Source organism: Microbacterium sp. UCD-TDU (genome assembly GCF_000340625.1).
GTDB classification, from domain to species: domain Bacteria; phylum Actinomycetota; class Actinomycetes; order Actinomycetales; family Microbacteriaceae; genus Microbacterium; species Microbacterium maritypicum.
In genome coordinates this window covers 341,792-367,580 of record NZ_AOSO01000005.1, presented here as the reverse complement: position 1 = coordinate 367,580, position 25,789 = coordinate 341,792, and the positions used below count along the sequence as shown (strand labels likewise).

Below are 25,789 nucleotides of genomic sequence, written 5' to 3'. Positions count from 1 at the left end.
CGTGAAGCCCGGCTCCATCTGCACCGGCTCGACGACGCACCGGAAGGAGGCCTCCCGTGATCCAGGCGATCGATCGCGCGGCGAAGGTCCTCGAACTGCTCCAGGGAGCACGCCACCTCGGCATCACCGACCTCGCCGCGGCTCTCAGTCTGCCGCCGTCGACCGTGCACGGGATCGTGAAGTCGCTGCGTTCGCACGGACTCGTCGCGAAGGAGCGGGGCGGCCAGCGCTACATGCTCGGTCCGACCCTGCTGCGCCTGAGCAACGTCTATCTCGACACCCTCGACGTGCGAGCGCGGGCGATGCGATGGACGCAGGAACTCGCACGCCGCACCGATCTCTCGGTGCGCCTGGGCGCCCCGCACTTCACAGACGTGCTCGTGATCCACCACAATCTGCGCCCGGATGACAGTCAGCAGATGCTCGAGACCGGAGTCGCCATCCCCGCCCACGCCTCGGCGATGGGCAAGGTGCTCCTCGCCTACGATCAGGGATTCCAGCAGAGCGTCTTCGAACAGCCCCTGCGCAGCCTCACCGGCGACACGGTGACCGACCTCGCCCGCCTCACCCTGGAGCTGCCGGCCATCGCCGAACGCGGCATGGCCGGGGAGTTCGACGAGGCGGTGCTCGGCGAGTCGTCGATCGCGGCCCCCGTCGCGGATGCCTCGAACGCCATCGTCGCCGCCGTCGCCGTGGTGCTGCCGACCTCGCAGACGCCCGCCTCGGACGCGATCCTCAACGCCCTGCGCGAGACGGCCCGCAACATCTCGCGCGAGCTCGGCGCCACCACGTGGCCGCCGCGCGTCGCCCCGGCCGACGACTGAGAGGCTCTCACCGCGACCCGGCGAGGTGGATCGAGCTCACCCGCGCAGCGCCAGCGCGAACGGCAGCACCTGGGTCGCCCCGGCCTGACGGAGCACGCGGGCAGCGACCGTTATCGTCCACCGGCTGTCGACCAGATCGTCGACGAGCAGCACAGGCCCCGGCGGCACCTCGAGGTGCTGAGCGCTGAAACGGTCCCAGAGCCCGGCGAGACGGAAGACGCTGTTCCCGCCCGGCCCTCCGGTGGGCCCACCCGCGACAGGGTCGAGCGCGCCGAGGTACGGCAGGCGGCCGACGTCGGCGAGCCCTCGGGCGAGCGAGTCGACCAGCAGCGGATGCGAACGCGACGGCATGGCGACGACGGCGACGGGTCGCTGCTCCCACCCCCATCCGGCGAGGACGCGTATGCAGGCCTGGAGCAGCTGGGGCGTCACCGCGGTGTCGGGCGCACCGGCGGCGAAGATCTCCCGCAGCGCCCCTCCCCAGCCCAGGTCGGTGAGACGCGCGAGCGCCCGCCCCTCCCCCGCCTGCTCGTCGGCGGGGATGCGCCCCTTGACCGGCACCTCGAGCCGATCGGCTCCGGTCGGCCATGCGCGCCGCGGCTCGATCGGGATGCCGACGCGGTCGAGCGACTCCGCCGCCTGCGTACTCGCGGATTCGCCGATCTCGCGCGGGAACCACCCGCCCGCACAGTTGTCGCACCTCCCGCACGGCGCCGCCGTGTCGTCGTCGAGCGACCGCTGCAGGAACTCCATGCGGCATCCGTCGGTCTGCTCGTACTCGATCATGTGCTGCTGCTCGGCGAGCCGCTCGACGGCGATGCGCTCGTAGCGTTCGGCGTCGTAGGTCCACGGCTCACCGGTCGCGACCCATCCCCCCTGCACGCGCCGGACCGCACCGTCGACGTCGAGCACCTTCAGCAGCAGCTCCAGCGGCGTGCGGCGGATGTCGACCATCGCCTCGAGCGCCGGCGTCGAGATCGGAGCATCGCCGAGCGCGCCGATCACCCGCTCCGCGCGTTCCCGATCCGGCATTGAGGCGGTCGCGAAGTAGTGCCAGATGTCGCGATCTTCGATGCCGGGCAGCAGCAGCACGTCGGCGCTCTCGCTGGCACGGCCGGCACGACCCACCTGCTGGTAGTACGCCACGGGAGACGACGGTGCTCCGAGGTGCAGCACGAATCCCAGATCGGGTTTGTCGAAGCCCATGCCCAGCGCACTCGTGGCGACCAGGGCCTTGACCTCGTTGCGCTTGAGCATGCCCTCGGACTCGGCGCGCTCCTCGGTGTCGGTCTGCCCGGTGTACGCCCGCACGTCGTGCCCGTGATCGCGCAGCAGGCGGGCGGTGTCGACGGCAGCCGCGACGGTCAGGGTGTAGATGATGCCGGAACCGGGAAGGTCGTCGAGGTGGCTCAGCAGCCACGCGAGGCGGCTCGCCGAATCGCGCAGGCGCAGCACGCCGAGGCGCAGCGAGGTGCGCGCGAGCGGTCCGCGGATCGTGAGCACCGGCTCGGCTCCGGCATCGCCGCGCAGATCGCCACCCGCCTGAAGGCTGCCGAGCTGCTCCGCCACATCCGCCACGACCCGGCTGTTCGCCGTCGCGGTGGTCGCGAGCACCGGTACATCGGCGGGCATCTGCGCGATCAGGTCGCGCAACCGCCGGTAGTCGGGGCGGAAATCGTGGCCCCAGTCGCTGATGCAGTGCGCCTCGTCGACGACGAGCATCCCGATGCGGCGCACGAGCGCCGGCAGCTGCTGCTCGCGGAAGGCCGGATTGTTGAGCCTCTCCGGCGAGACCAGCAGGACGTCGACCTCGTCGCGGTCGAGCTGCCCGAGCACGTCGGTCCACTCGTGCGCATTGGTGGAGTTGATCGCGACCGCACGCACCCCTGCACGCTCGGCGGCCGCGATCTGGTCGCGCATGAGCGCCAGCAGCGGCGACACGAGCACGGTGGGCCCCGCACCCTGACGCCGCAGCAGCAGCGTCGCGACGAAATAGACCGCCGACTTGCCCCAGCCGGTGCGCTGCACCACAAGCGCGCGGCGGCGCCCCTCGACGAGGGCCTCGATCGCCTCGTACTGGCCGTCGTGGAAGTCGGCGTCTGAGCGGCCGACGAGCTCGCGCAGTGCCGCGCGGGCGGCCTCGCGAGTGTCGGTGGAGGCTGCGGAGGTCATGCCCCCACTCTGCCCCACCCCGCCGACACCCCGGTGGCGGCATCCCCAGGTTCGCCGGCCCCTGGGCGCGTCCGTTCGTCTAGCGTGAGGACATGATCACACGTGAGCTCGCCGTCGCCCTGCGGGACCGCGGACTCGTCTGGCACCCCGCGGAGGGCGATCGGTTCCAGCTCGACCTGCCGGACGATGTGGAACTCGAGGCGGAGGCCGAGGTCTTCACCGTCAGCGAGATGACGATCGAGGCCCGACAGACTCCGAGCGGCACCGACCTGGCGTTCAACGGGACCACCGAGTGGGCTCTCGACGCGGTCACGCTCGCGGATGCGGTGTGGCTGCCGAGGGAGGATCAGCTGCGCGACCTGCTCCGGGGCACCTTCCGTGCACTGGTGCGCCTCGACGACACCTTCCGGGTCGACATCGAGATCGGCGCAGATGCACTCGCGTTCGAGCATCCAGACCCCTCCGAGGCCTACGGGCGAGCCCTCCTGGAGCTGATCTCCCGCTCGCTCTGAGAGCCGCGTCTTGAATCCGGCCGTTCTCTGTGTCAGAATTACCTAACGATCGGTCAGTAAAGTTGACCGGATGCCGAGGAGTCGACGATGACCAGTGCCGCAGACCTGTCCCTGGTGGGCGAGATCTCCGATGAGGAACGTCTCTTCGACGAGCTCATCGCCAACGAGCAGCGCATCGAGCCGCGCGACTGGATGCCGGAGGCGTATCGCAAGACGCTCGTCCGCCAGATCTCCCAGCACGCGCACTCCGAGATCATCGGCATGCAGCCGGAGGGCAACTGGATCACGCGCGCGCCGAGCCTCAAGCGCAAGGCGATCCTGATGGCGAAGGTGCAGGACGAGGCCGGCCACGGCCTCTACCTCTACTCCGCAGCGCAGACCCTGGGCACCACGCGCGACGAGATGATGGATCAGCTCATCAGCGGCAAGGCGAAGTACTCGTCGATCTTCAACTACCCCACCCCGACCTGGGCGGACATGGGCGCGATCGGCTGGCTCGTCGACGGTGCCGCGATCTGCAACCAGGTACCGCTGTGCCGGGCATCGTACGGCCCGTACGGGCGCGCCATGGTGCGGGTCTGCAAAGAGGAGTCGTTCCACCAGCGCCAGGGCTTCGAGATCCTGCTGACCCTCATGCAGGGCAGCGAGGCGCAGCGCGCGATGGCCCAGGATGCGGTGAACCGCTGGTACTGGCCGAGTCTCGCGATGTTCGGGCCGCCCGATGACCAGTCCCCCAACTCGGCGCAGTCGATGAAGTGGAAGATCAAGCGGTTCTCGAACGACGAGCTGCGTCAGCGGTTCGTCGGCATGCTCGTGCCCCAAGCCGAGATCCTCGGCGTGACCCTGCCCGACCCCGATCTGCGCCTCGACGAGGAGACGGGCCAGTACGTGATCGGCGAGATCGACTGGGACGAGTTCTTCGAGGTGGTGCGCGGCAACGGACCGTGCAATGCCGAGCGTCTCGAACGGCGCCGCACCGCGCACGAAGAGGGCGCCTGGGTGCGCGAGGCCGCGGCCGAGTACGCGCGCAAGCAGTCCCTCAAGACGAAGGCGGTGGCGTGATGGCGACGCCGGGAGCGGACGAGCGCGAGCCCTGGCCCCTGTGGGAGGTCTTCGTGCGCGCGAACCGGGGCCTCAGCCACGTGCACGTCGGCTCGCTGCACGCGCCGGACGCCGAGATGGCGATCCGCAATGCCCGCGACCTGTACACGCGCCGCGGCGAGGGCGTCTCGATCTGGGTCGCGCCGGCAGACGCGATCACCACGAGCGACCCGGATGCCAAGGGCGCGTACTTCGAGAGCCCCGCCGGCAAGAACTACCGCCACGCCGTGTACTACACGGCCTCCGAGGGAGTGCCGCACCTGTGAGCGCACCGCACCCGCCCACCGCGCACGAGGGCACCGACGTCCACGGCGACATCCACGGCGACGTCTCCGTCGACGAGATCCGCCTCTCGCAGGAGCTCTCCGGCACCGGTGCGGTCGCCGCGTCGGCCGACATCGCCGAGTATGCACTGCGCCTGGGCGATGACGCGCTCATCCTGTCCCAGCAGCTGGGCGCCTGGATCTCACGCGCCCCCGAGCTGGAGGAGGACGTGGCCCTGGGCAACATCGCGCTCGACCTGCTCGGCCACGCACGCTCCTTCCTTCACTATGCCGGCTCGTACGACGGCCGCAGCGAAGACGATCTCGCCTTCTTCCGCGACGAGCCCGAGTTCCGCTGCGCCTGGATCGTGCAGCAGCCCAACGGCGACTTCGCCCAGACCATCGCGCGGCAGTTCGTGGTGGCCACTTACATGTTCGAGCTGTACTCGGCCCTGCGCGCCAGCAGCGACGAGACCTTCGCCGCGATCGCCGAGAAGTCGCTCAAGGAGGTCGACTACCACCGCGATCACGCCGTGCAGTGGATGCTGCGACTCGCCGGCGGCACCGAGGAGTCCCGCACCCGCATCATCCGGGCGATCGGTGACGTCTGGCCGTACGTCGACGAGCTGTTCCGCGACGACGACCTGATCGACCGGCTCGGAGATGCGGCCGCGCCGCCCTCGAGCCTGCGCCCCGCGTTCGACCGCGTGGTCGACACCGTGTTCGCCGAGGCGGACGTGTCGGTTCCCGCCGTCATGTCCTCGTCGGCGGGTGGGCGCGACGGCGCGCACGCGACGCCGCTCGGGCACATCCTGGCCGAGATGCAGGTGCTCGCCCGACGGCATCCGGGGGCGACATGGTGACCCTCACCCCGACGCAGGCCGCCTGGCGGATCGCCGCCTCCGTCCCCGACCCCGAGGTGCCCGTCCTCACGATCGAGGACCTCGGCGTTCTCCGTGCGGTCGAGGTCGACGGCACCAGCGTCCACGTCGACATCACCCCGACCTACAGCGGCTGTCCCGCGATGGACACGATCCGCGACGACGTGATCCTCGCCCTCACCGCCGCCGGCTTCGACGAGGTCGAGGTGCGCCTTGTCCTCTCCCCCGCCTGGACCACCGACTGGATGACGGAGGCCGGCAAGACCAAGCTCGCGGCCTACGGCATCGCGCCGCCCTCCGGCCGGGCTGCCGTCTCGACCGGCCCCATCCGCCTCTCGCTGAGTGTGCGCTGCCCTCGTTGCGGGTCGCTCGACACCCGCGAGGTCTCCCACTTCGGCTCGACCTCGTGCAAGGCGCTGTTCGAGTGCCGCGCCTGCCTCGAGCCCTTCGATCACTTCAAGGTGCACTGACATGTCGCTCTTCACCTCCGCGCCGGCGTCCCTCCCGCGTGCGACGACGCCGCGCGCGGCCGCTCCGCGCACGCGCGCCCGCTTCCACACCCTCACCGTCGAAGACGTGCGCCCGCTCACCGACGACGCGGTCGAGGTGACGTTCACCGTGCCCGCCGCGCTCGCCGACGAGTACGACCACCTTCCCGGTCAGTACGTCGCGCTGCGCACCACCCTCGACGGCGTCGAGGTGCGGCGCTCCTACTCGCTGTGCCGTGCGCCGGAGCACCGCGACGACGGGCAGGACACCCGGTTGAGCGTCGCCGTGAAACGCGACGAGGGCGGACTCTTCTCGACCTGGGCGCAGACCGGCCTGCACGCCGGATTCGAGATCGATGTGATGAGCCCGCAGGGCACGTTCACCTCGGCGCTCGACGACCTCGACGACCGCCACGTGGTGGGCATCGCCGCCGGCTCCGGCATCACGCCGCTGATGGCGCTCGCCCACACGGTGCTGACGCGGTCCGAGACGTCGCGGTTCACACTGCTGTACACGAACAGGGCCACGCTCGACGTGATGTTCCTCGAAGACCTCGCCGACCTCAAGGACCGCTACCCGACCCGACTCGTGCTGCACCATGTGCTCTCCCGCGAGCAGCGGGCGGCTCCAGTGCTCACCGGGCGGATCGACGAGGAGAAGCTGCGCACGATCCTCGGCACGCTGATCCCGCCGTCGAGCGTCGACGAGTGGTTCCTGTGCGGGCCGCTCGCCCTGGTCGACCTCTGCCGCGAGGTGCTGGCCGACGTCGGGGTCGAGCGCTCGCACATCCGTTTCGAGCTGTTCACCACCGGCGACGAACCGGCTCGCGCGGCCCGACCCGTGCAGGTGCGCGCCGGCGAGAAGACCGTGCGCATCGAGGTCACGCTCGACGGCGTCTCCTCGACCGTGGAGAGCCCGGTCGACGCGCACGAGTCGGTGCTCAACGCGGCGCTGCGCGTGCGACCCGATGCGCCGTTCGCGTGTGCGGGCGGTGTCTGCGGCACCTGCCGTGCCCGCGTGATCGAGGGCAGCGTGACCATGACCGAGAACTACGCCCTGGAGCCCGACGAGCTCGAGCGCGGATTCGTGCTCACCTGCCAGTCCCATCCGACCAGCGACCGCGTGGTCGTGGACTACGACGTCTGACCCGGAGGCCCCCATGATCGACCTCGCCATCGCCGACGACGTCGCGACGATCGTCCTGAACGCACCGTCGAAGCTGAACGCGCTCGACGAGAGGGCCCTGGCGGATCTGGATGCCGCCTACGAGGCGGCGGAGAGCGCCGGTGTGCGCGCACTCATGCTCCGCGGCGAAGGGCGCGCGTTCTGCGCCGGGCGGGACATCTCGGGGGTCGATCCTCGGGACGACGATGTGCTCGGCTATCTCGGCGGCCTCGTCACCCCGCTGCTGCAGCGCATGGCGCGCTTCCCTGCACCGACGTTCGCCGTCGCGCACGGCGCCTGCCTCGGGGTCGGACTCGGGCTGCTCATCGCGACGGATGTCGTGTATGTCGCGGAGTCGGCCAAGATCGGGTCCCCGTTCGCCGCACTCGGCGCGACCCTCGACTCGGGCGGACACGCCCTGTTCCTCGACCGGCTGGGGGCGCACAAGACACTCGATCTGATCTACACGGGGCGCCTCATGAGCGGCGCCGAGGCCGTGGCCTCCGGCCTGTTCTCGCGCGTCTTCCCCGATGACGAGGTCGTGCAGGCGACGACCGACGCCGCAGCTACCGCCGCCCGCGGCGCGACGGCGGCGTTCCTCGCGAGCAAGGAGCTCATCGCCCGCATCCGCGACGAGCGGCTCGCGCTGTGGGACGCGGTCGGCATCGAGAACGCCGCACAGGCCGCACTGTGCGACACCGATGACTACCGCGAAGGGTTCGCGGCCTTCCAGGACAAGCGCACGCCCGTCTTCCGCGGGCGCTGAGCGCGCGGCACCGGCGCGACACGAATGTCCGACACCGGTGCGAGAATTCCCCCATGATGCTCGCAGAGCTCGTCTCCACCGCCGACCGGGTCGGGGCCACCTCGTCGAGGCTCGCGAAGATCGATGCCCTCGCCGATCTGCTCTCGCGCGCAGATCCAGCCGAGATCCCCGCCGTCATGGGCTTGCTGCTCGCGGCGCCCCGCCAGGGCAGGCTGGGGGTCGGGTGGCGTGGCATCTCCGCCCTCGACATCACCCACGCCGACAGCCCGACGCTGACCGTCGGCGAGGTCGACCAGGCGTTGGACGCGCTGGCGACGACATCGGGCACCGGCTCGGCGGCAGCCCGCAGCGGGATCCTCGGCGACCTCGCCTCGCGCGCGACGGCCGAGGAGTGGGACTTCCTCGCCCGCGCGATGCTCGGCGAGCTGCGCACCGGCGCCCTCTCGGGCGTGCTCCTCGACGCGATCGCGCGGGCGGCCGACCGCCCTGCGGCCGTCGTCCGGCGTGCGGCCATGCTCTCGGGTGACCTCGGCGAGACCGCCCGCATCGCACTCACCGGAGACGAAGGCGACCTCGAGGCGGTGGGCCTGCGGGTCGGACGCCCGGTTCTGCCCATGCTGGCAGCGACGGCCGCGACGCCCTCTGCCGCGCTGGAGGTCACCGGCCGGGCCTCGGTCGAGTACAAGCTCGACGGCGCCCGCATCCAGGTGCATCGGCACGGCGAGGAGGTGGGCGTCTACACGCGGAGTCTGGCCGACATCACGCACCGCGTGCCCGAGATCGTCGAGATCGTGCGCGCTCTCCCGGCGCACGACGTCATCCTCGACGGCGAGACGCTGTCGCTCGACGAAGACGGCGGGCCGCGCCCGTTCCAGGAGACCATGTCGCGGTTCGGTGCCGATGTGTCGCGCGAGCTCGTGCTGCGACCGTGGTTCTTCGACGTGCTGCACGTGGACGGGCGCGACCTGATCGACGAACCGCTCTCCGTCCGTCTGGCCGAGCTCGAACGCGTGGTCGGCGACTGGCGGATACCGGGCATCGTCACCGACGATGCGGATGCCGCCGAGCAGCTGTCGCGCGATGCTCTCGCCGCCGGACACGAAGGCGTCGTGGTCAAGGCCGTGGATGCGCCGTACGCCGCCGGCCGGCGCGGCAAGTCCTGGGTGAAGGTCAAACCGGTGCTGACCTTCGACCTGGTCGCGCTCGGGGCGGAGTGGGGCTCCGGTCGCCGCCGCGGATGGCTCTCGAACCTGCATCTGGGCGCCCGTGATCCCTCGGGAGAATTCGCCGACGCCGACGGCTACGTCATGGTCGGAAAGACCTTCAAGGGCCTCACCGACGAGCTCCTGCGGTGGCAGACCGCCGAGTTCCCCGAGCATGAGTCGCACCGCACGGCGTCCACCGTGTTCCTGCGCCCCGAACTCGTCGTGGAGATCGCGGTCGACGGCGTGCAGCGCTCACCGCGATATCCCGGGGGCGTCGCCCTGCGATTCGCCCGGGTGAAGGGCTACCGGCAGGACAAGTCGCCGGCCGAGGCCGATACCATCCAGACGCTGCGTTCCCTGCTGCGCGGCTGACCCGCCCGCCTCACGCCGACGGCGCGAGGCCCTGGTCCTCTTCGCGGACCGTCCCGCGGAAGGACCACGGGAAGTCGATCCACAGATCGGTGTCCTTCCACGCGAAGTCGGGCTGGATGATCGTGGAGGGCTTGGTGTAGATCGTGACCGAGCGCACGTCGGCGCCCTTGTCCTTCAACAGCTGCACGGCGAGCGCGAGTGTACGACCCGAGTCGGCGACATCGTCGACGAGCAGCACCCGGCGGCCGTCGAGATAGGCCATGTCGAGCTCGGGAGGCAGAACCTCTGGGGCGTCGAGCACAGTGCCGATCCCGGTGTAGAACTCGACGTTGATGGCTCCGCAGTTCTTGGCGCCGAGTCCGTACGCGATTGCTCCGGCGGGGAGCAGACCGCCACGCGCGATCGCGACGACGACCTCCGGCAGGAAACCGCTGTCGAGGATGTCGCGCGCGAGATCGCGCGTCGCCGCCCCGAAGCCGTCCCAGGTGAGTGTCTCGCGCTCGATCTCTGCATCAGTCATTCCTGCATTCTCCCGCATCCTGCGCTGCTCCCCCGCCGGTAGACTGAGCGGGTCCGGCCCGGCCGGTGCCTGAAAAAGAGGCACGAAGCACTTCGCGAAGACGCGGAGGCGAGACACATACGGATCCCGCAGTTCCTCCGTCCCTGTCTCGAAAGGCTTTCGCATGCCCACCGTCTCCGCGCACGTCGCCCTCACCCTCGCTCAGCACATCGACGCCGTCTTCGGGGTGATGGGCAACGGCAACGCCTATTTCCTCGACGCGATCGAGACGCAGACGGATGCCGTGTTCACCGCTGTGCGCCACGAGCAGGGTGCCGTGGTCGCCGCCGACGCCCACTTCCGCGCGTCCGGCCGCATCGCCGCGGGCACGTCGACGTACGGTGCCGGTTTCACGAACACCCTGACCGCGCTCGCAGAGGCCGTGCAGGCGCACGTGCCGCTCGTGCTCGTGGTCGGAGACGAACCCACCTCCGGTCCCCGCCCCTGGGATGTCGACCAGATCGCTCTCGCCTCCGCCGTGGGCGCCCGCACCTATACCGTCGGGCGGGCCGATGCCGCCGCCACCACCGTCATCGCGATCGAGCACGCCCTCACCTACCGGGTACCGGTCGTGCTCGCGATCCCGTATGACGTCGCAGCTCTCGAAGCCGGCGAGGTGCCGGAGGCGCCGTCGCCGCGCATCCCCGCACCTCTCGCCCCGCGCGGTGAATTCGCCGACGCGATGCTCGACGAGATCGCCGCCGCTCTGGCCGGCGCCGAGCGGCCTTTCCTGTTGGCCGGTCGCGGAGCATGGTTGTCCGGAGCGAGCTCCGCACTGGGAGAGCTGGCCGCAGCGACCGGGGCGCTCACGGCTTCCTCGGCGCTCGGCCGCGGGGTCTTCCCCGACACGCGGTACGACCTCGGAGTGACCGGCGGCTTCGGTGCCGACGGCGCGATGGAGCTCGTGCGCTCCGCCGATGTCGCCGTCGTGTTCGGCGCCGCACTGAACCAGTTCACGATGCGTTTCGGTGAGCTGTTCGCGCCGGGCACGCGCGTCTTCCAGATCGACACGGCACCGGCCGCGACGCACGCGCACGTCGGAGGCTTCGTGCGTGCCGACGCCCGGCTCGCCGGAGAGGAGCTCGTGGCCCGGATCGGTACAGCCGGGTCGGCGCACCCCTGGCGTGAGACGGTCGACGTCGCCGCCGCGCGCACGTACGACGCCGGCGACGACCTCGCTCCCGACGGACGGCTCGACCCGCGCTCGGCCGCCCGACGCATCGCCGAGCTGCTGCCGGAAGACCGCGTGGTGGTCTCCGACGGCGGGCACTTCATCGGGTGGGCGAACATGTACTGGCCTGTTGCGGCTCCCGACCGCATGATGATGGTCGGCACGGCGTTCCAGTCGATCGGACAGGGATGGCCGAGCGTCGTGGGCGCGGCCCTGGCTCGGCGCGAGTCGACCGTGGTGCTCACCTCCGGTGACGGCGGCGGACTCATGGCGATCGCCGATCTGGAGTCCGCCGTGCGCGCTGCCGGCGGCCGCGGCATGGCCGTGGTCTGGAACGACGCGGCCTACGGAGCCGAGGTGAACCTCTACGGCCTCAAGGGGCTGGCGGAGGGTCCGATGCGCATCCCCGAGGTCGACTTCGCCGCGTTCGGCGCGGCCGTGGGAGCCGAGGGCGTCGTCGTGCGCACGCTCTCCGACCTCGACCGCCTCGCGAGCTGGGCCGAGGAGGACGCGGCGACGCGACGCTTCCTGCTGCTCGACCTGCGCATCTCGGGCGATGTCATCGCTCCGTACCAGCAGGAGATCATCCGCGTGAACTCCTGACGCATCCGTCGCCGGCCCTTCACCTGGCAGACTCGGACGATGCCGGGTCTCCATCACGTCGAACTGTGGATCGCCGACCTCGATGAGGTGCGCGCGCAGTGGCGCTGGGTGCTGGGCCGGCTCGGCTTCACGCTCGACGGCGAGTGGCCCGGCGGCGAGTCCTGGATGGCCGGCGACGCCTACCTCACCCTCACGACGTCGCCGAACCTGTCAGACGCCGCACACGATCGCCGACGCGCCGGCCTCAACCACCTCGCGTTCCACGGCGGTGCCCGCGACGCGGTCGATGCGATCATGACCGAGGCGCCCGCCCACGGCTGGCACCCGCTCTACACGGACCGCTACCCGCACGCCGGTGGCGACCGGCACTACGCCGGCTGGCTCGAGAACGCCGCAGGCTTCAAGATCGAGATCGTCGCGGACGTCGTCGTCTAGGCGCCGTAGTCAGGAAGCTCCTGCAGCGTCCAGGAGTTGCCGTCCGGATCGTCGAAGGACACGAACCGTCCCCAGTCGAGGTCCTGCACACCGCGTGCCTCCACGCCGAGGCCCTGCAGGTGCGCCAGCGCCTCGTCGGCATCCGGCACCACGACCTGGATCGTGTTCTGCATGCCCGGTTCGAGGTCGATGCCCAGCCCCGTGCCGAACACGATCGAGCACGCCGAGCCCGGTGGTGTCATCTGCACGAAGCGCAGCCCTTCGGTCGGCGTCTGATCCCAATCGGCGCTGAAGCCGATCTTCTCGTAGAACTGCTTCGAGCGGTCCACATCGGTGACCGGCACGAAGATGAGCTCGATCTTCCAGTCCATCACGCACTCCTCCTGTCGGGCGCCGTCGCCCGTCGGCGTCCACCGTACGCGCGGCCACCGACGTACCGCCACACTGAAGCGGCGTCAGATCCATCCCTTGTCCTGAGCGATCCGCACGGCCTGCGCCCGGTTCGCCGCCCCTGTCTTCCCGATCGCCGCCGAGAGGTGGTTTCTCACGGTTCCCGCCGACAGGAACACCTCGGAGGCGATCGCGGCGGCGGAGCGCCCGTCCGCGGCGAGACGCAGCACCTCCCGTTCCCTGTCGCTCAAAGGGTTCGCGCCGTCGAACAGACTGTCGGCGGCGAGCACCGGATCCAGCACCCGCAGTCCCGACCGCACACGCCGCACGGCTTCGGCGAGCTCCTCGGCAGGGGTGTCCTTCACGATGAAGCCGCTCGCTCCGGCATCCAAGGCGGAGCGCAGGTAGCCGGGGCGCGCGAACGTCGTCACCACGAGCACGCGCGTCCCCTCGCTCGCCTGCCTGATGCGTCGCGTCGCCTCCACGCCGTCCATCCCCGGCATCTGGATGTCCATCAGACACACATCAGGACGAAGCTCCTCCGCGAGTCGCACGGCCTCCGCTCCATCCGCGGCCATGCCGACCACGGTGAGGTCGGGCTCGAGTTCGAGCAGCGCCCCCAGCGCCCCGCGCACGAGCGCCTGGTCGTCGGCGATCAGCAACCGGATGACATCGCCGGCCGAGACGCTCACCACGTCACCTTCACGCGCGTGCCCCCGTCTTCCGTCGCGCCGAGCGCGAACGCCGCGCCCGCCGCCGCCGCGCGCTCGCGCATGCCGCGGATGCCGTTGCCCTCGGCCGCACCGATGCCCACCCCGTCGTCCTCCACCACCAGCCGCCCCGGCAGCAGCAGCACCCGCACCGTCTGTGCGCGCGCATGTCTGAGGGTGTTGGTCGTCGCCTCGCGGAGAATCCAGCTCGCGGTGATCGCCTGCACCGGCGACAGGGCGCTCGGCTCCCCCTCGACCTGCATCTCGATGTCGGCCGCGCGGAACGAGTCCCGAGAAGACGCGAGCTGTTCGACGAGCGTCGTCACCCGCGCTCCCGCCACCGTCGAGCGGACCCCGGCGATCGCCTCCGCCGTGAGCCGCTCGATGTCGGAGAGCTCCGCCTTGGCGCGTTCCGGATCGGAGTCCATCAGCCGCCGCACCAGTTGCGCCTTGAGGCCGACGACCGTCAGGGAGTGACCGATCAGATCGTGCACGTCACGAGCCACGGCCTCGCGCCCCTCGCTGGTCGCCAGTTCGAGGCCGAGCCGCTCCGCTTCCGCCGAGCGCAGGATGAGCCAGGTCGAGACCGTGTTGACCACTCCGAGAAGCGCCACGATCGCGAGGATCGACAGGTAGCTGATCCCCCCGGGAAGCAGGAACACGCACAGCGCCGTGACCACGACCGCGGCGATGGTCGTGATCCAATGCCACGCACGCGTCAGACCGTACGAGGCGAAGGACATCACGAACGGCAGGAAGCTGAGCGCCGATCCGCCCTCCGCCGGTACCGAGAGCAGTGCGCACAGGATGAGCGCTACGAACGTGATCCACTGCCGTGTCGACGGCGTACGTCCGAGTCCCCCGCCACCGCGCATGCCGTGCATGAAGCCGGTGACGTACAGCACGATGAACGCGACCAGGGCGACCCAGCCCACGATCACCCAGGCCGGCGGCGCTTCGGATCGCAGGAGCGCGATCACCGGATACACCAGGAAGACGAGCCAGATCACGGCCATCAGCCATCCGAACCGCGCCCACGGGTCCTTCCCCGTGGCGCTGTTCGTCTCGCGCTTCGCGTGTGGCGTCATCCGTCCAACCTACTGTCGCCGGGCACCGCTACTGCCGTGCCCTGGAGCGCTTCATGCCCATCATGACCAGCAGGGCGAACAGCGCGAGCCAGACGACGACGTTGAGGAACAGCATCCACAGCGGGTCGGTCTGTCCTGTCGTGAGCACCCCGTCGGTGAGCGGCCAGCGGCTCAGGGCGACGAAGCCGTACAGAGGCGTGAATCGGGCGATGTCGAGCATCACGCCGTCGAGCGGCATGAACACGTTGCCGAAGAACGCGAAGAACGTCATCGAGATCGAGGCGAGAGCCGCCGCCGAGTCCGAGCTCAAGAACAGCCCGACGCCGAGCCCGAACAGTCCGTACATGAGGCCGATCCCGAGGATGATGCCCGCCGTCGCGACCCAGCGCCAGCCGTCTTCCGCCTGCGCGCCTGTCATCATCCCGGCGGCGAACACGGCCACCAGCGCCAGCGCCGCGAAGGTCACGGCGGTGAGCAGCTTCGTCAGCGCGTATCCGGCGGTGGTCAGCGGGGTCATGGCGAGTTGGCGCCCCCAGCCCTGCTTCGCCTCGGTCGCGGCGAGCGATGTGAGCGAGCTCATCGCCACCGCCGTGCCGTAGGCGGCCATCGAGGTCATCACGTAGAACGAGACGTTCCCGTGGCCGGCGGAGAGCGAGCCGTACCCCATCCCGGCGCCGAACAGCAGGTACATCGCGACCGGCATCGCCAGGGTGAACGCGAGCGTGTAGGGGTTGCGCAGCTGGCGGACGCCTTCGATGCGCAGCATGGTGGGTGAGACGAGCATGTCAGTTCTCCGTCAGAGCAGCGAAGGCGGTTTCCAGGGTGGGGGCGGCGATCTCCAGGTCGTGGGCGCCGCCTTCGAGCAGGATGCGGGCGGCGACATCGGAATCCGCGGCGCGCAGGCTGAGACGATCTCCGTCGAGTCGCACGGCGACGACGCCGTCGGTCGCGCTCAGGGTCGCGACGAGGGTTGCTGCGCCCTCGTCGACCGTCGCCGAGACGGTCCGCTCGCCGAGGCTGGCCCGCAGCAGCGCGGTGGGGGCGTCAGCGACCACGGTCCCCCGGTGCATCACCACGGTTCGGCGCGCGAACTGCTCCGCCTCCTCGAGATAGTGGGTGGCGAAGATGATCGTGCGTCCGGCATCCGCATCCGCACGCATGACGTCCCAGAAGTGGCGGCGTGCCGTGACATCCATGCCCGCGGTGGGCTCGTCGAGCACCAGGATGTCGGGGTCGGAGACCATCGCGAGCGCGAACTTCACGCGCTGCTGCTCCCCGCCCGAGCACTTCGACACCCGGCGGCGGGCGAGGTGCTCCAGGTCGGCTCTGGAGAGGACCTCGTCCACTCTGCCGAGGGCCTGTGGGCCGTGAAGAGAGGCGATGAGGCGCACGGTCTCGCCGACGGTCAGGTCGCCCAGGAGCCCGCCGGTCTGCAGCACCGCCCCGATCGCCCCGCTCGCGGTGGCGCGCTCCGGTGCGACGCCGAGCACCCGCACGGTGCCGCTGCTGGGTTGCGTGAGTCCCAGCAGCATGTCGAGCGTGGTGGTCTTGCCCGCGCCGTTGGGCCCCAGCAGTGCGACGACCTCCCCGCGCCGGATCGACAGGTCCACCCCGTCGACGGCCTGCACGCGGCGATCGCCGGTGCCGAAGTGTCGTCTCACGGCGCTCAGTTCGAGCACCAGCGGGTCATCGTTCGGGGCGACGGATACCGGTCGAGCGGTGGCCCGCGTCACCGACCCGTCCACGGAGGTGTTGTTCATGCCTCCAGCCTCCTGCGCCGAGGGCGAGGAGACCGGAGGGCAGTGTCATCTCCTCGACATGACACGTGTCATGTCGAGGACGGGATCAGCGTGCAGGCAGCAGGGCCCCCTCGAGGAACGCGGCCAGCTCGGTCGTGTCGTCGAGCGGAAGGATCGCTGCCACGTACTGGTCGGGGCGCACCACGATCACGACGCCCTCGCGGGACAGCTCGCGCGCGGCGAAGATGTCGGTCTCGGTCCACTTGCTGGGGCCTGCGGCGTAGACCTTCTCCCAGTCGGTGAGTCCGAGGGGGCCGGTCTTCGGCTGGAACAGCGCGGGCGCCGAGGTGACCTCGATCTCTTCGAACGGCTGCTGGTAGACGGCCTTCACATCGAAGACCGCATCGACATCGGCGTCCGCCGGGGTGAAGCGCGCGAACAGGGGCTCGGCCTTCTCGGCCCACGCGGCGAGCGCGTCGCCGGTGCGGTCGCCGAAGGCGTAGACGCGCCAGCGCCCATCGGCCTTCGCGTGGTGTCCGAGGTGCACGACGTTGCCGTCGCCGACCCGCACGACCTCGGCCGACTTGAACCGCTTGCCCAGCGGATATCCCGGGGCGAGGGACTGGTGCGTGTCGGACCCGGTGATCATCGACGAGGTGTACTGCGTCATGAATCCGGACGGGAACTCGGCCGTCGCGAGGTAGTAGGTGGCCAGCTCGTTGGGGTCGGAGATCTCCTCGGGCTTTCGGGCCATCAGGCTCGACCACTCGCGGTCGAAGTCGATCAACTGCTGCGCCACGGGCCGCCGTTCGGCACCGTACGTGGCCAGCAGGTCTTCGGACGCGCGGCCGGTGAGCACCGAGCCGAGCTTCCAGCCGAGGTTGAAACCGTCCTGTATGGATACGTTCATGCCCTGGCCGGCCTTGGCGCTGTGCGTGTGGCAGGCGTCTCCGGTGAGGAACACGCGCGGCGTCCGCCCCGACCCGTCGATCACATCGTCGAAGCCGTCGGTGACGCGGTGTCCGACCTCGTACACGCTGTGCCAGGCGACCTCGCGCACGTCGAGCGTGTACGGGTGCAGGATCTCGTTGGCGCGACGGATGATCTCCTCGATGGGCGTCTGCCGCACCCGGTGGTCATCGTCGTCGGCGACCTCGCCGAGGTCGATGTACATGCGCGAGAGGTAGCCGCCCTCGCGCGGGATGTGCAGGATGTTGCCCGCCTCCGAGTTGATGGCGCACTTGGTGCGCCAGTCCGGGAAGTCGGTGTTGACGAGCACGTCCATGACGCCCCAGGCGTGCGCGGCCGAGGCGCCCACGTGCGTGCGCCCGATGGCCTGGCGCACACCGCTGCGGGCACCGTCGCACCCCACGACGAACTTGGCGCGGATGGTCCTCGCCTCTCCCGCCCGCTCGCCGGCGACGTAGCGGATCCCCACCTCCACGGGGTACTCCCCCGTGTCATGGACCGTGAGACCGGTGAACTCGACCCCGTAGTCGGGCACGATCCGGCCGGGGCCGTTCGCCGCGGCCTCGGCGAAGTAGTCCAGCACTCGCGCCTGGTTGACGATCAGGTGCGGGAACTCGCAGATGTCGTAGGCGTAGTCGGAGGTGCGTGAGGTGCGGACGATCTCGTCGCGCTTGTCGGGGTTCGGCCCCCAGAAGTTCATCCAGCCGATGTTGTAGGCCTCGGCGATGATCCGCTCGGCGAAACCGAACGCCTGGAACGTCTCGACGCTGCGCGGCTGGATGCCGTCGGCCTGGCCGAGCGGGAGGCGGCCGTCGCGCTTCTCGATGATGCGCGTGGAGATGCCGGGGTACTGCGCCATCTGGGCCGCGAGGAGCATTCCCGCCGGCCCCGATCCGACGATGAGCACGTCGATCTGGTCGGGAAGGTCGGCGGAGCGTGCGGCGCCGATACCGGCGGCGTCCTGCACGCGCGGGTCAGCGGAGACGTAGCCGTGGTGGTGGAACTGCATCGTCGTCGATTCCTTCCGGACTTCTTCGTCGGGTGTTGCTTGTCGGGTCTTGCATCCTGAACCCGCGTGTTCTATATTCGAACACTGAGTTCTACTATTGAACACAGCCTAAACCTCGCCGTCCGCGATCGCAAGGGAGCGCCCGCATGCCCGAGAACACCGCCGCCTCCCCCGCCTCGCAGACCCTCAGCCGCGGCATCCGCATCCTTGAGGTGCTGGCCGACGCACGCGGCACCCTCACGATCGACGAGATCGCCTCACGCCTCGGCGTGCACCGCTCGATCGCCTATCGCCTGTTGCGCACCCTCGAAGACCACGGGCTCGTCTCCCGAGACGCGGCCGGCGCCGTGAGCCTCGGCGCCCGCATGGCGGCGCTCGCGGCCGGAGTCGCCCACGATCTGCAGGCCGAGGCCCTCCCCGAGCTCACCGCGATCGCCAACGAGCTGGGCATGACCTGCTTCCTCGCCGTGCTCGACGGCGAGGAGTGCATCACGCTGGCGAGCGTCGAGCCCCGCCACGCCGTCGCGAGCGTCGCCCAGCGCCCCGGCGCCCGCCACCCGGTGACGGTCGGAGCTCCCGGCAAGGCGATCCTCGCGCAACTCCCCGAGCACGAGTGGCCCGAAGCGGTGCCGTCGTCACTGCCGGCCGATGTCGAGGCGACCCGGAGCCGCGGATATGCGACGAGCCACGACGAGGTCATCCCCACCGTGCAGTCCGTCGCCGTCCCCCTCGCCCTGCGCGGCCAGCGCCCCGCCGCGATCGCGGTCGTGCACGTGGCCACCGACCTGGACGACGCCGAGATCGCCGTGCGGCTGCAGCGCTCGGCATCCGTCATCCGCGAATCCCTCGACGGCTGACCGCCGCAACGACGCGTGAGCACGCCCACCCGAGGGGGACGTGCTCACGCATTCGGGTGACTCAGGAGATCAGGCCTTCGCGAGTCCGTAGATCGGGCTGACGGACTGCTCCTCCTCGTGATCCGGTCCGAGCGGGATGCCCGAGCGGTCGCGCAGCAGCAGCGTGGCGATGAGACCGAGCACGGTCATGCCCGCGAGGTACCACGTGACGGCCTGGGTCGACCCGGTGGCGCTCACGATGGCCGTGGCGATGGTCGGCGCGAAGGCCCCACCGGCGATCGCGCCGATGGCGTACGAGATCGAGACGCCGGAGAAGCGGATGCTCGCCGGGAACAGCTCGGCGTACAGCGCCGCTTGCGGTCCGTACGTGAAGCCGAGACCGATCGTGAGGATCGCGAGCCCGGCGAACAGCAGACCGATCTCGCCCGTGTTGACGAGCGGGAAGAGGGTGAAGACACCGACCAGCTGCAGCACCCAGCCGATGACGTACGTCGTGCGACGGCCGATGCGGTCGGACAGCCAGCCGGCGAGGAGCGTCGTGAGCAGCCAGGTGACCGCGGATCCGGCGACGGCCCAGAGGACCGGGCCCCGCTCCAGGCCGATCGGCCCCTCCGGGTTCGTGGCGTAGCCCTGGATGTACCCGCCGGTGGTCATGTAGCCCACGGCGTTGTTGCCGGCGAAGACGAATGCGGCGATGATCACGAGCAGCAGGTGCTTGCGGAACAGCTGAGCGATCGGCATCCGCGCCTTCTCCTTGCGGGCTGCGAGCTCGGTGAAGACGGGGCTCTCCTCGACCTTGCGGCGCACGTAGTAGCCGACGAGGATCAGCACGACACTCAGCAGGAACGGCACACGCCAGCCCCAGGCGAGGAACTGGTCGCCGGGGGCGATCACCGTCATCAGCGCCATCACGCCGGAGGCGAGCAGCAGACCGAGGGGCACGCCGATCTGCGGCGAGGCACCGAAGATGCCGCGCTTGCGGCGCGGAGCGTGCTCGACGGCCATCAGCACCGCGCCGCCCCATTCACCGCCCGCCGAGATGCCCTGGATGATGCGCAGCAGCACCAGCAGGACCGGCGCCATGATGCCGATCGTCTCGTAGGTGGGCAGCAGACCGATGAGCGCGGTCGCGGCGCCCATCAGGATCAGCGTCCACATCAGCACGGTCTTGCGCCCGAGCTTGTCGCCGTAGTGCCCGGCGAGGAACGCGCCGAGGGGGCGGAACAGGAAGCTGACGCCGACCGTGGCGAAGCCGATCAGGGCGCTGTTCTCGCCGAGCGGGGCGAAGAAGAGCTGTCCGAACACGAGCCCGACGGCCGTCGCGTAGATGAAGAAGTCGTACCACTCGACCGTGGTGCCGACGACGGTGGCGAACACGACGCGGCGTCGATCGGCCGCCGTCGCGATGGTTCCGGTGGGTGTGAACCCAGCCTGTGACTGCCCGCTCATGGGGTGTCTCCTTTGGTTGTGACCGCATTGTCACGGCGTGCAGCGGAATGGATCCGAAGTGCTTGCCGAGGGGTGAACCGATGATATATGATTTCGAATACGACGCACAAGGCGTCCCGCACGACAACGCAGACGAGCGCGAGGAGGCGCCCCGTGACGGAGAAAATCGACCGCCCCGGCAAGATCATCGCGATCCACCTGAGCTATGCCTCACGCGCCGATCAGCGCGGCAGACGCCCCGCCTCGCCCTCGTACTTCTTCAAGCCGGCCAGTTCCGTCGGCGTCTCCGGAGGCACCGTCGAGCGACCGGCCGGCACGGAGCTGCTCGCCTTCGAAGGGGAGATCGCCCTCGTGATCGGCACGGCCGCGCGCCGCGTCTCGCTCGACGAGGCCTGGGGGCACGTGGGGTGGGTCACCGCCTCGAACGACCTCGGACTGTACGACCTGCGCGCCAACGACAAGGGCTCCAACGTCCGCTCCAAGGGCGGCGACGGCTACACACCGCTCGGCCCCGACCTGATCGATGCCCGCACCGTCGACCCTGCGGCCCTCCGGGTGCGCGCCTGGGTCAACGGCGAGCTCCGCCAGGACGACACCACCGCCGGACTCATCTTCCCGCTCGCGCAGCTCGTCGCCGACCTCTCCCAGCACTTCACCCTCGAACCGGGCGACGTGATCCTCACCGGCACCCCCGCAGGCTCATCGGTCATCGTCCCCGGCGACGTCGTCGAGGTCGAGGTGGACGCCCCGGATGCCCCCGGCGCCCCCACGTCCGGGCGCCTCGTCACCACCGTGACCCAGGGCGAGACCCCTCTCGACGGGGAGATCGGATCGCTCCCCGCCGTCGACGACCTGCAGCGCACCGAGGCCTGGGGCTCTCGCGAAGAGGCGGGCCTGCCTCCCATCGAGAAGGTTCCTGCTCTCTCCCCCGAACTGCGCGCCCAGCTCCTCGCCGCCCCGACGGCCGGTCTCTCGGCCCAGCTCCGCAAGCGCGGACACCACTCCTGCTTCATCGACGGGGTGTCGGCCAACATCACCGGCAGCAAGATCGTCGGCACCGCCAAGACGCTGCGATTCGTGCCCTTCCGCGAAGACCTCTTCGCCGCGCACGGCGGCGGCTACAACGCGCAGAAGCGCGCGTTCGATGCCGTGGAAGACGGCGAGATCATCGTCATCGAGGCCCGAGGCGATGCCACGACCGGCACCCTCGGCGACATCCTCGCCCTGCGCGCGAAGGTCCGCGGCGCTGCCGGGGTCGTCACCGACGGCGGCGTCCGCGACTTCGACGCGGTCGCCGAGATCGGACTCCCCGTGTTCTCGCAGGGCGCGCACCCCTCGGTGCTCGGCCGCAAGCACGTGCCGTGGGACGTGGATGTCACGGTCTCCTGCGGCGGCGCGACCGTGCAGCCCGGAGACATCATCGTCGGCGACAGCGACGGAGTGATCGTGATCCCGCCGGCCCTGGCCGCCGAGGTCGCCGCCAGCGCCGTCGCGCAGGAGATCGAAGACGCCTGGATCGCCGAGCAGGTCGCCGCGGGTCACCCCGTCGACGGCCTGTTCCCCCTGAACGCCGAGTGGCGCGCCCGCTACGAAGAGGCCACGGCGCACGGGAGCACGCGATGACCACGACGGCGGCCAGCAAGTCCGAGGTCGCGTACGAGTGGCTCCGCTCGCGGATCACGGGGCACATGTTCAGCCCCGGCTACCGGCTGGTGCTGGGTTCCATCGCCGAGGATCTGAAGATGAGCGTCGTCCCCGTGCGCGAGGCGATCCGCCGCCTCGAAGCCGAGGGGCTCGTGACGTTCGAGCGCAACGTCGGAGCGCGGGTGACCCTCGTCGACGAGAGCGAGTACGCGCACACCATGCAGACGCTCGGCCTGGTCGAGGGGTGCGCCACCGCACTCTCGGCTCCCCTGCTCGACGAGGACGCTCTCGAGGAGGCCGCCCGTATCAACGAGCGCATGGCGCAGATGCTCGATCATCTCGACGCCCACGCCTTCACCGAACTCAACCGCCAGTTCCACTCGGTGCTGTTCGAGCCGTGCCCCAACCCTCACCTGCTCGACCTCGTGCACCGCGGCTGGTCGCGGCTCTCCGCCATCCGCGACACGACTTTCGCGTCGATCCCCGGACGCGCCCAGCACTCGGTCGAGGAGCACACCGAGATCCTCGACCTCATCCGCGCGGGCGCCGACCCGCTCGAGATCGAACTCGCCGCCCGCAATCACCGCTGGCGCACGATGGACGCGTTCCTCGACGCACTGCACACCCGTTCCGCCCAGACGACCGGAGAAATCTCATGACCGACTCGCGCATCCCCGCCGACCTCCCCGACCACATCCAGCACTACATCGACGGCGCGTTCGTCGATTCCGTCGACGGCGACACGTTCGACGTGCTGGATCCGGTCACCAACCAGACCTACACGAGCGCTGCCGCCGGCAAGAAGGCCGACATCGAACTCGCCGTCGCCGCAGCCACGCGCGCGTTCAACGAGGGCCCCTGGCCGCGGATGCTCCCCCGCGAGCGCTCGCGCGTGCTGCACCGGATCGCCGACATCGTCGAGTCCCGCGACGCACGCCTGGCCGAGCTGGAGTCGTACGACTCCGGCCTGCCGATCACGCAGGCGCTGGGACAGGCCCGCCGCGCCGCCGAGAACTTCCGGTTCTTCGCCGACCTGATCGTCGCGCAGTCCGACGACGCCTTCAAGGTGCCGGGCAAGCAGATGAACTACGTCAACCGCAAGCCGATCGGCGTCGCCGGCCTCATCACGCCGTGGAACACGCCGTTCATGCTCGAGTCGTGGAAGCTCGGGCCCGCACTCGCGACCGGCAACACGGTCGTCCTCAAGCCGGCCGAGTTCACGCCGCTGTCGGCATCCCTGTGGGCCGGCATCTTCGAGGAGGCGGGGCTGCCGAAGGGCGTCTTCAACCTCGTGAACGGTTTCGGCGAAGACGCGGGCGACGCGCTCGTGAAGCACCCCGACGTGCCGCTCATCTCGTTCACGGGCGAGAGCCGCACCGGACAGATCATCTTCGGCAACGCCGCTCCGTTCCTCAAGGGCCTGTCGATGGAGCTCGGTGGCAAGTCGCCCGCCGTGGTCTTCGCGGACGCCGACCTCGAGGCCGCGGTCGACGCCACGATCTTCGGCGTCTTCTCCCTCAACGGCGAGCGCTGCACCGCCGGCTCCCGCATCCTGGTCGAGCGCTCGATCTACGAGGAGTTCGTCGAGCGCTACGCCGCGCAGGCGAAGCGGGTCAAGGTCGGCTACCCGCACGACCCGGCCACCGAGGTCGGCGCGCTCGTGCACCCCGAGCACTACGACAAGGTCATGAGCTACGTCGAGATCGGCAAGAGGGAGGGCCGCCTGGTCGCCGGTGGCGGTCGCCCCGAAGGCTTCGAGGAGGGCAACTTCGTCGCACCGACCGTGTTCGCCGACGTCTCCCCCGATGCCCGCATCTTCCAGGAGGAGATCTTCGGGCCCGTCGTGGCGATCACGCCCTTCGACTCCGACGAGGAGGCGCTCTCGCTCGCGAACAACACCAAGTACGGGCTCGCCGCCTACATCTGGACGAACGACCTCAAGCGCGCGCACAACTTCGCGCAGTCGGTCGAGGCGGGCATGGTGTGGCTGAACAGCAACAACGTGCGGGACCTGCGCACCCCGTTCGGCGGCGTGAAGGCCTCGGGCCTCGGTCACGAGGGCGGCTACCGCTCGATCGACTTCTACACCGACCAGCAGAGCGTGCACATCACGCTCGCGGCCCACTCCCACAACCCGACCTTCGGCAAGAACTGACCCCACTGTCTCGTTCCGGTCGCACTTGGTGCCGCCCCGCCGACGCGGATGCGACAGAAAGTGCGACCGGAACCCTCACGCAAGGACGCTGACATGACACACCGCGACGACATGACCCTGACCTCCTCGGGCTTCTACGTCTCCCAGGAGGCGCCGATCCGCTCGGACAACCCGATCGCGACGCCGCAGAGCTCGCCGCCGGACATCCTCCGCTGCGCGTACATGGAGCTCGTGGTCACCGACCTCGCCGCCTCCCGCCAGTTCTACGTCGACGTCCTGGGGCTCTACGTCACCGCGGAGGACGACGAGGCGATCTACCTGCGTTCGACCGAGGAGTTCATCCACCACAACCTGGTGCTGCGCAAGGGCCCGATCGCCGCCGTGGCCGCCTTCTCGTACCGGGTCCGCACCCCCGAAGACCTCGACCGCGCTGTCGAGTTCTACACGGAGCTCGGCTGCGACGTGCGCCGCAACGAGAACGGCTTCGTCAAGGGCATCGGCGACTCGGTGCGCGTGGTCGACCCGCTCGGCTTCCCGTACGAGTTCTTCTACGCCACCGAGCACGTCGAGCGGATGTCGTGGCGCTACGACCTGCACATCCCCGGCGAGCTGGTGCGCCTGGACCACTTCAACCAGGTCACCCCCGACGTGCCGCGCGCCGTGGGCTTCATGCAGGACCTCGGCTTCCGCGTCACGGAGGACATCCAGGACGAGGAGGGCACCGTCTACGCCGCCTGGATGCGCCGCAAGCCCACCGTGCACGACACCGCCATGACCGGCGGCGACGGACCCCGCATGCACCACGTGTGCTTCGCCACGCACGAGAAGCACAACATCCTCGCCATCTGCGACAAGCTCGGAGCCCTCCGCCGCTCCGACTCGATCGAGCGCGGTCCCGGCCGTCACGGCGTCTCGAACGCGTTCTACCTCTACCTGCGCGACCCCGACGGGCACCGCGTCGAGGTGTACACGCAGGACTACTACACCGGCGACCCCGACAACCCGGTCATCACCTGGGATGTGCACGACAACCAGCGCCGCGACTGGTGGGGGAACCCCGTCGTCCCGTCCTGGTACACGGATGCGTCGCTGGTGCTCGATCTCGACGGCAACCCGCAGCCGGTGGTCGCCCGCACCGACTCCAGTGAGATGGCGGTGACCATCGGCGCCGACGGCTTCTCGTACACGCGAGCGGACGACGACAAGGACATGCCCGAGTACAAGCAGGGCGAGTACAAGCTGGGCCACCAGCTCTAGGAGGC

25 protein-coding genes are annotated in these 25,789 nt (G+C 70.0%); 16 read left to right on the top strand and 9 right to left on the bottom strand.

Features of this window, described 5'->3' with window-relative positions; translation table 11 throughout:
* Positions 1-56 precede the first annotated feature (56 nt).
* Entirely contained in the window at positions 57-824 is a 768-nt protein-coding gene (locus D514_RS21755; protein ID WP_017828379.1) for an IclR family transcriptional regulator, read from the top strand.
* Positions 825-860: 36 nt separating this feature from the next.
* Here D514_RS21755 and D514_RS21750 read toward each other — a convergent pair whose 3' ends face one another.
* Positions 861-2,996, bottom strand: coding sequence for a RecQ family ATP-dependent DNA helicase (locus D514_RS21750; protein ID WP_017828378.1), 2,136 nt, complete (start codon positions 2,994-2,996; stop codon positions 861-863).
* Positions 2,997-3,088: 92 nt separating this feature from the next.
* On the opposite strand from D514_RS21750, the gene D514_RS21745 reads away from it, so the two are divergent.
* From D514_RS21745 to D514_RS21710, 8 genes are all read left to right on the top strand, one after another.
* Positions 3,089-3,508 (top strand): hypothetical protein, encoded by a 420-nt coding sequence (locus D514_RS21745; protein WP_017828377.1) that lies wholly within the window; start codon positions 3,089-3,091, stop codon positions 3,506-3,508.
* Positions 3,509-3,595: 87 nt separating this feature from the next.
* Positions 3,596-4,570: a 1,2-phenylacetyl-CoA epoxidase subunit PaaA gene (paaA, locus tag D514_RS21740; protein ID WP_017828376.1), complete on the top strand. Its 975-nt coding sequence runs from the start codon at positions 3,596-3,598 to the stop codon at positions 4,568-4,570.
* The gene (gene paaB / locus D514_RS21735) at positions 4,570-4,875 is read left to right on the top strand and encodes a 1,2-phenylacetyl-CoA epoxidase subunit PaaB (protein ID WP_017828375.1); all 306 of its coding nucleotides are present in this window, start codon (positions 4,570-4,572) and stop codon (positions 4,873-4,875) included. Before paaA ends, paaB begins: the two co-directional genes overlap by 1 nt.
* Before the next feature lie 77 nt (positions 4,876-4,952).
* Positions 4,953-5,735 carry a 1,2-phenylacetyl-CoA epoxidase subunit PaaC gene (gene paaC / locus D514_RS21730; RefSeq protein WP_236610899.1) on the top strand — a complete coding sequence of 261 codons (783 nt, stop codon included), beginning with the start codon at positions 4,953-4,955 and terminating at the stop codon, positions 5,733-5,735.
* Positions 5,729-6,223: a 1,2-phenylacetyl-CoA epoxidase subunit PaaD gene (gene paaD, locus D514_RS21725; RefSeq protein WP_017828373.1), complete on the top strand. Its 495-nt coding sequence runs from the start codon at positions 5,729-5,731 to the stop codon at positions 6,221-6,223. Before paaC ends, paaD begins: the two co-directional genes overlap by 7 nt.
* Before the next feature lies 1 nt (position 6,224).
* Entirely contained in the window at positions 6,225-7,388 is a 1,164-nt protein-coding gene (gene paaE / locus D514_RS21720) for a 1,2-phenylacetyl-CoA epoxidase subunit PaaE (RefSeq protein ID WP_017828372.1), read from the top strand.
* A 13-nt stretch (positions 7,389-7,401) separates the two neighbouring features.
* Positions 7,402-8,172, top strand: a complete 771-nt coding sequence (locus D514_RS21715; RefSeq protein WP_017828371.1) for an enoyl-CoA hydratase/isomerase family protein — start codon at positions 7,402-7,404, stop codon at positions 8,170-8,172.
* A gap of 53 nt (positions 8,173-8,225) precedes the next feature.
* On the top strand, positions 8,226-9,749 hold the full coding sequence (locus tag D514_RS21710) for an ATP-dependent DNA ligase (protein ID WP_017828370.1): 1,524 nt from the start codon (positions 8,226-8,228) through the stop codon (positions 9,747-9,749).
* 10 nt (positions 9,750-9,759) lie between these two features.
* Here D514_RS21710 and D514_RS21705 read toward each other — a convergent pair whose 3' ends face one another.
* Entirely contained in the window at positions 9,760-10,269 is a 510-nt protein-coding gene (locus D514_RS21705; protein ID WP_017828369.1) for a phosphoribosyltransferase, read from the bottom strand.
* A 163-nt stretch (positions 10,270-10,432) separates the two neighbouring features.
* Between D514_RS21705 and D514_RS21700 the strand changes: the two genes are divergently transcribed.
* The gene (locus D514_RS21700; protein WP_017828368.1) at positions 10,433-12,082 is read left to right on the top strand and encodes a thiamine pyrophosphate-binding protein; all 1,650 of its coding nucleotides are present in this window, start codon (positions 10,433-10,435) and stop codon (positions 12,080-12,082) included.
* Positions 12,083-12,121: 39 nt separating this feature from the next.
* Positions 12,122-12,517, top strand: a complete 396-nt coding sequence (locus D514_RS21695) for a VOC family protein (protein ID WP_017828367.1) — start codon at positions 12,122-12,124, stop codon at positions 12,515-12,517.
* On the opposite strand, the gene D514_RS21690 is transcribed toward D514_RS21695, so the two are convergent.
* From D514_RS21690 to D514_RS21665, 6 genes are all read right to left on the bottom strand, one after another.
* Complete coding sequence (locus tag D514_RS21690; RefSeq protein ID WP_017828366.1) at positions 12,514-12,888, bottom strand: VOC family protein; 375 nt, start codon at positions 12,886-12,888, stop codon at positions 12,514-12,516. The genes D514_RS21695 and D514_RS21690 overlap by 4 nt on opposite strands.
* A gap of 84 nt (positions 12,889-12,972) precedes the next feature.
* Positions 12,973-13,602 (bottom strand): response regulator transcription factor, encoded by a 630-nt coding sequence (locus D514_RS21685; RefSeq protein ID WP_017828365.1) that lies wholly within the window; start codon positions 13,600-13,602, stop codon positions 12,973-12,975.
* Entirely contained in the window at positions 13,596-14,705 is a 1,110-nt protein-coding gene (locus tag D514_RS21680; RefSeq protein ID WP_017828364.1) for a histidine kinase, read from the bottom strand. The genes D514_RS21685 and D514_RS21680 overlap by 7 nt, the downstream gene beginning before the upstream one ends.
* Before the next feature lie 28 nt (positions 14,706-14,733).
* Positions 14,734-15,489, bottom strand: coding sequence for an ABC transporter permease (locus tag D514_RS21675; RefSeq protein ID WP_017828363.1), 756 nt, complete (start codon positions 15,487-15,489; stop codon positions 14,734-14,736).
* Between the two features lies 1 nt (position 15,490).
* A complete protein-coding gene (locus tag D514_RS21670; protein ID WP_017828362.1) occupies positions 15,491-16,465 on the bottom strand; it encodes an ABC transporter ATP-binding protein in 975 nt (324 codons plus the stop codon).
* Between the two features lie 85 nt (positions 16,466-16,550).
* Positions 16,551-18,422 (bottom strand): FAD-dependent monooxygenase, encoded by a 1,872-nt coding sequence (locus tag D514_RS21665; protein WP_017828361.1) that lies wholly within the window; start codon positions 18,420-18,422, stop codon positions 16,551-16,553.
* 146 nt (positions 18,423-18,568) lie between these two features.
* Between D514_RS21665 and D514_RS21660 the strand changes: the two genes are divergently transcribed.
* Positions 18,569-19,279 (top strand): IclR family transcriptional regulator, encoded by a 711-nt coding sequence (locus D514_RS21660; protein ID WP_017828360.1) that lies wholly within the window; start codon positions 18,569-18,571, stop codon positions 19,277-19,279.
* 69 nt (positions 19,280-19,348) lie between these two features.
* Here D514_RS21660 and D514_RS21655 read toward each other — a convergent pair whose 3' ends face one another.
* Positions 19,349-20,728 (bottom strand): MFS transporter, encoded by a 1,380-nt coding sequence (locus D514_RS21655; protein ID WP_017828359.1) that lies wholly within the window; start codon positions 20,726-20,728, stop codon positions 19,349-19,351.
* A gap of 87 nt (positions 20,729-20,815) precedes the next feature.
* Between D514_RS21655 and D514_RS21650 the strand changes: the two genes are divergently transcribed.
* From D514_RS21650 to hpaD, 4 genes are all read left to right on the top strand, one after another.
* A complete protein-coding gene (locus D514_RS21650; protein ID WP_081603828.1) occupies positions 20,816-22,351 on the top strand; it encodes a fumarylacetoacetate hydrolase family protein in 1,536 nt (511 codons plus the stop codon).
* The gene (locus tag D514_RS21645; protein WP_017828357.1) at positions 22,348-23,031 is read left to right on the top strand and encodes a GntR family transcriptional regulator; all 684 of its coding nucleotides are present in this window, start codon (positions 22,348-22,350) and stop codon (positions 23,029-23,031) included. Before D514_RS21650 ends, D514_RS21645 begins: the two co-directional genes overlap by 4 nt.
* Complete coding sequence (gene hpaE / locus D514_RS21640; protein ID WP_017828356.1) at positions 23,028-24,527, top strand: 5-carboxymethyl-2-hydroxymuconate semialdehyde dehydrogenase; 1,500 nt, start codon at positions 23,028-23,030, stop codon at positions 24,525-24,527. Before D514_RS21645 ends, hpaE begins: the two co-directional genes overlap by 4 nt.
* Before the next feature lie 93 nt (positions 24,528-24,620).
* Positions 24,621-25,784, top strand: coding sequence for a 3,4-dihydroxyphenylacetate 2,3-dioxygenase (hpaD, locus tag D514_RS21635; protein WP_017828355.1), 1,164 nt, complete (start codon positions 24,621-24,623; stop codon positions 25,782-25,784).
* Positions 25,785-25,789: the final 5 nt, after the last annotated feature.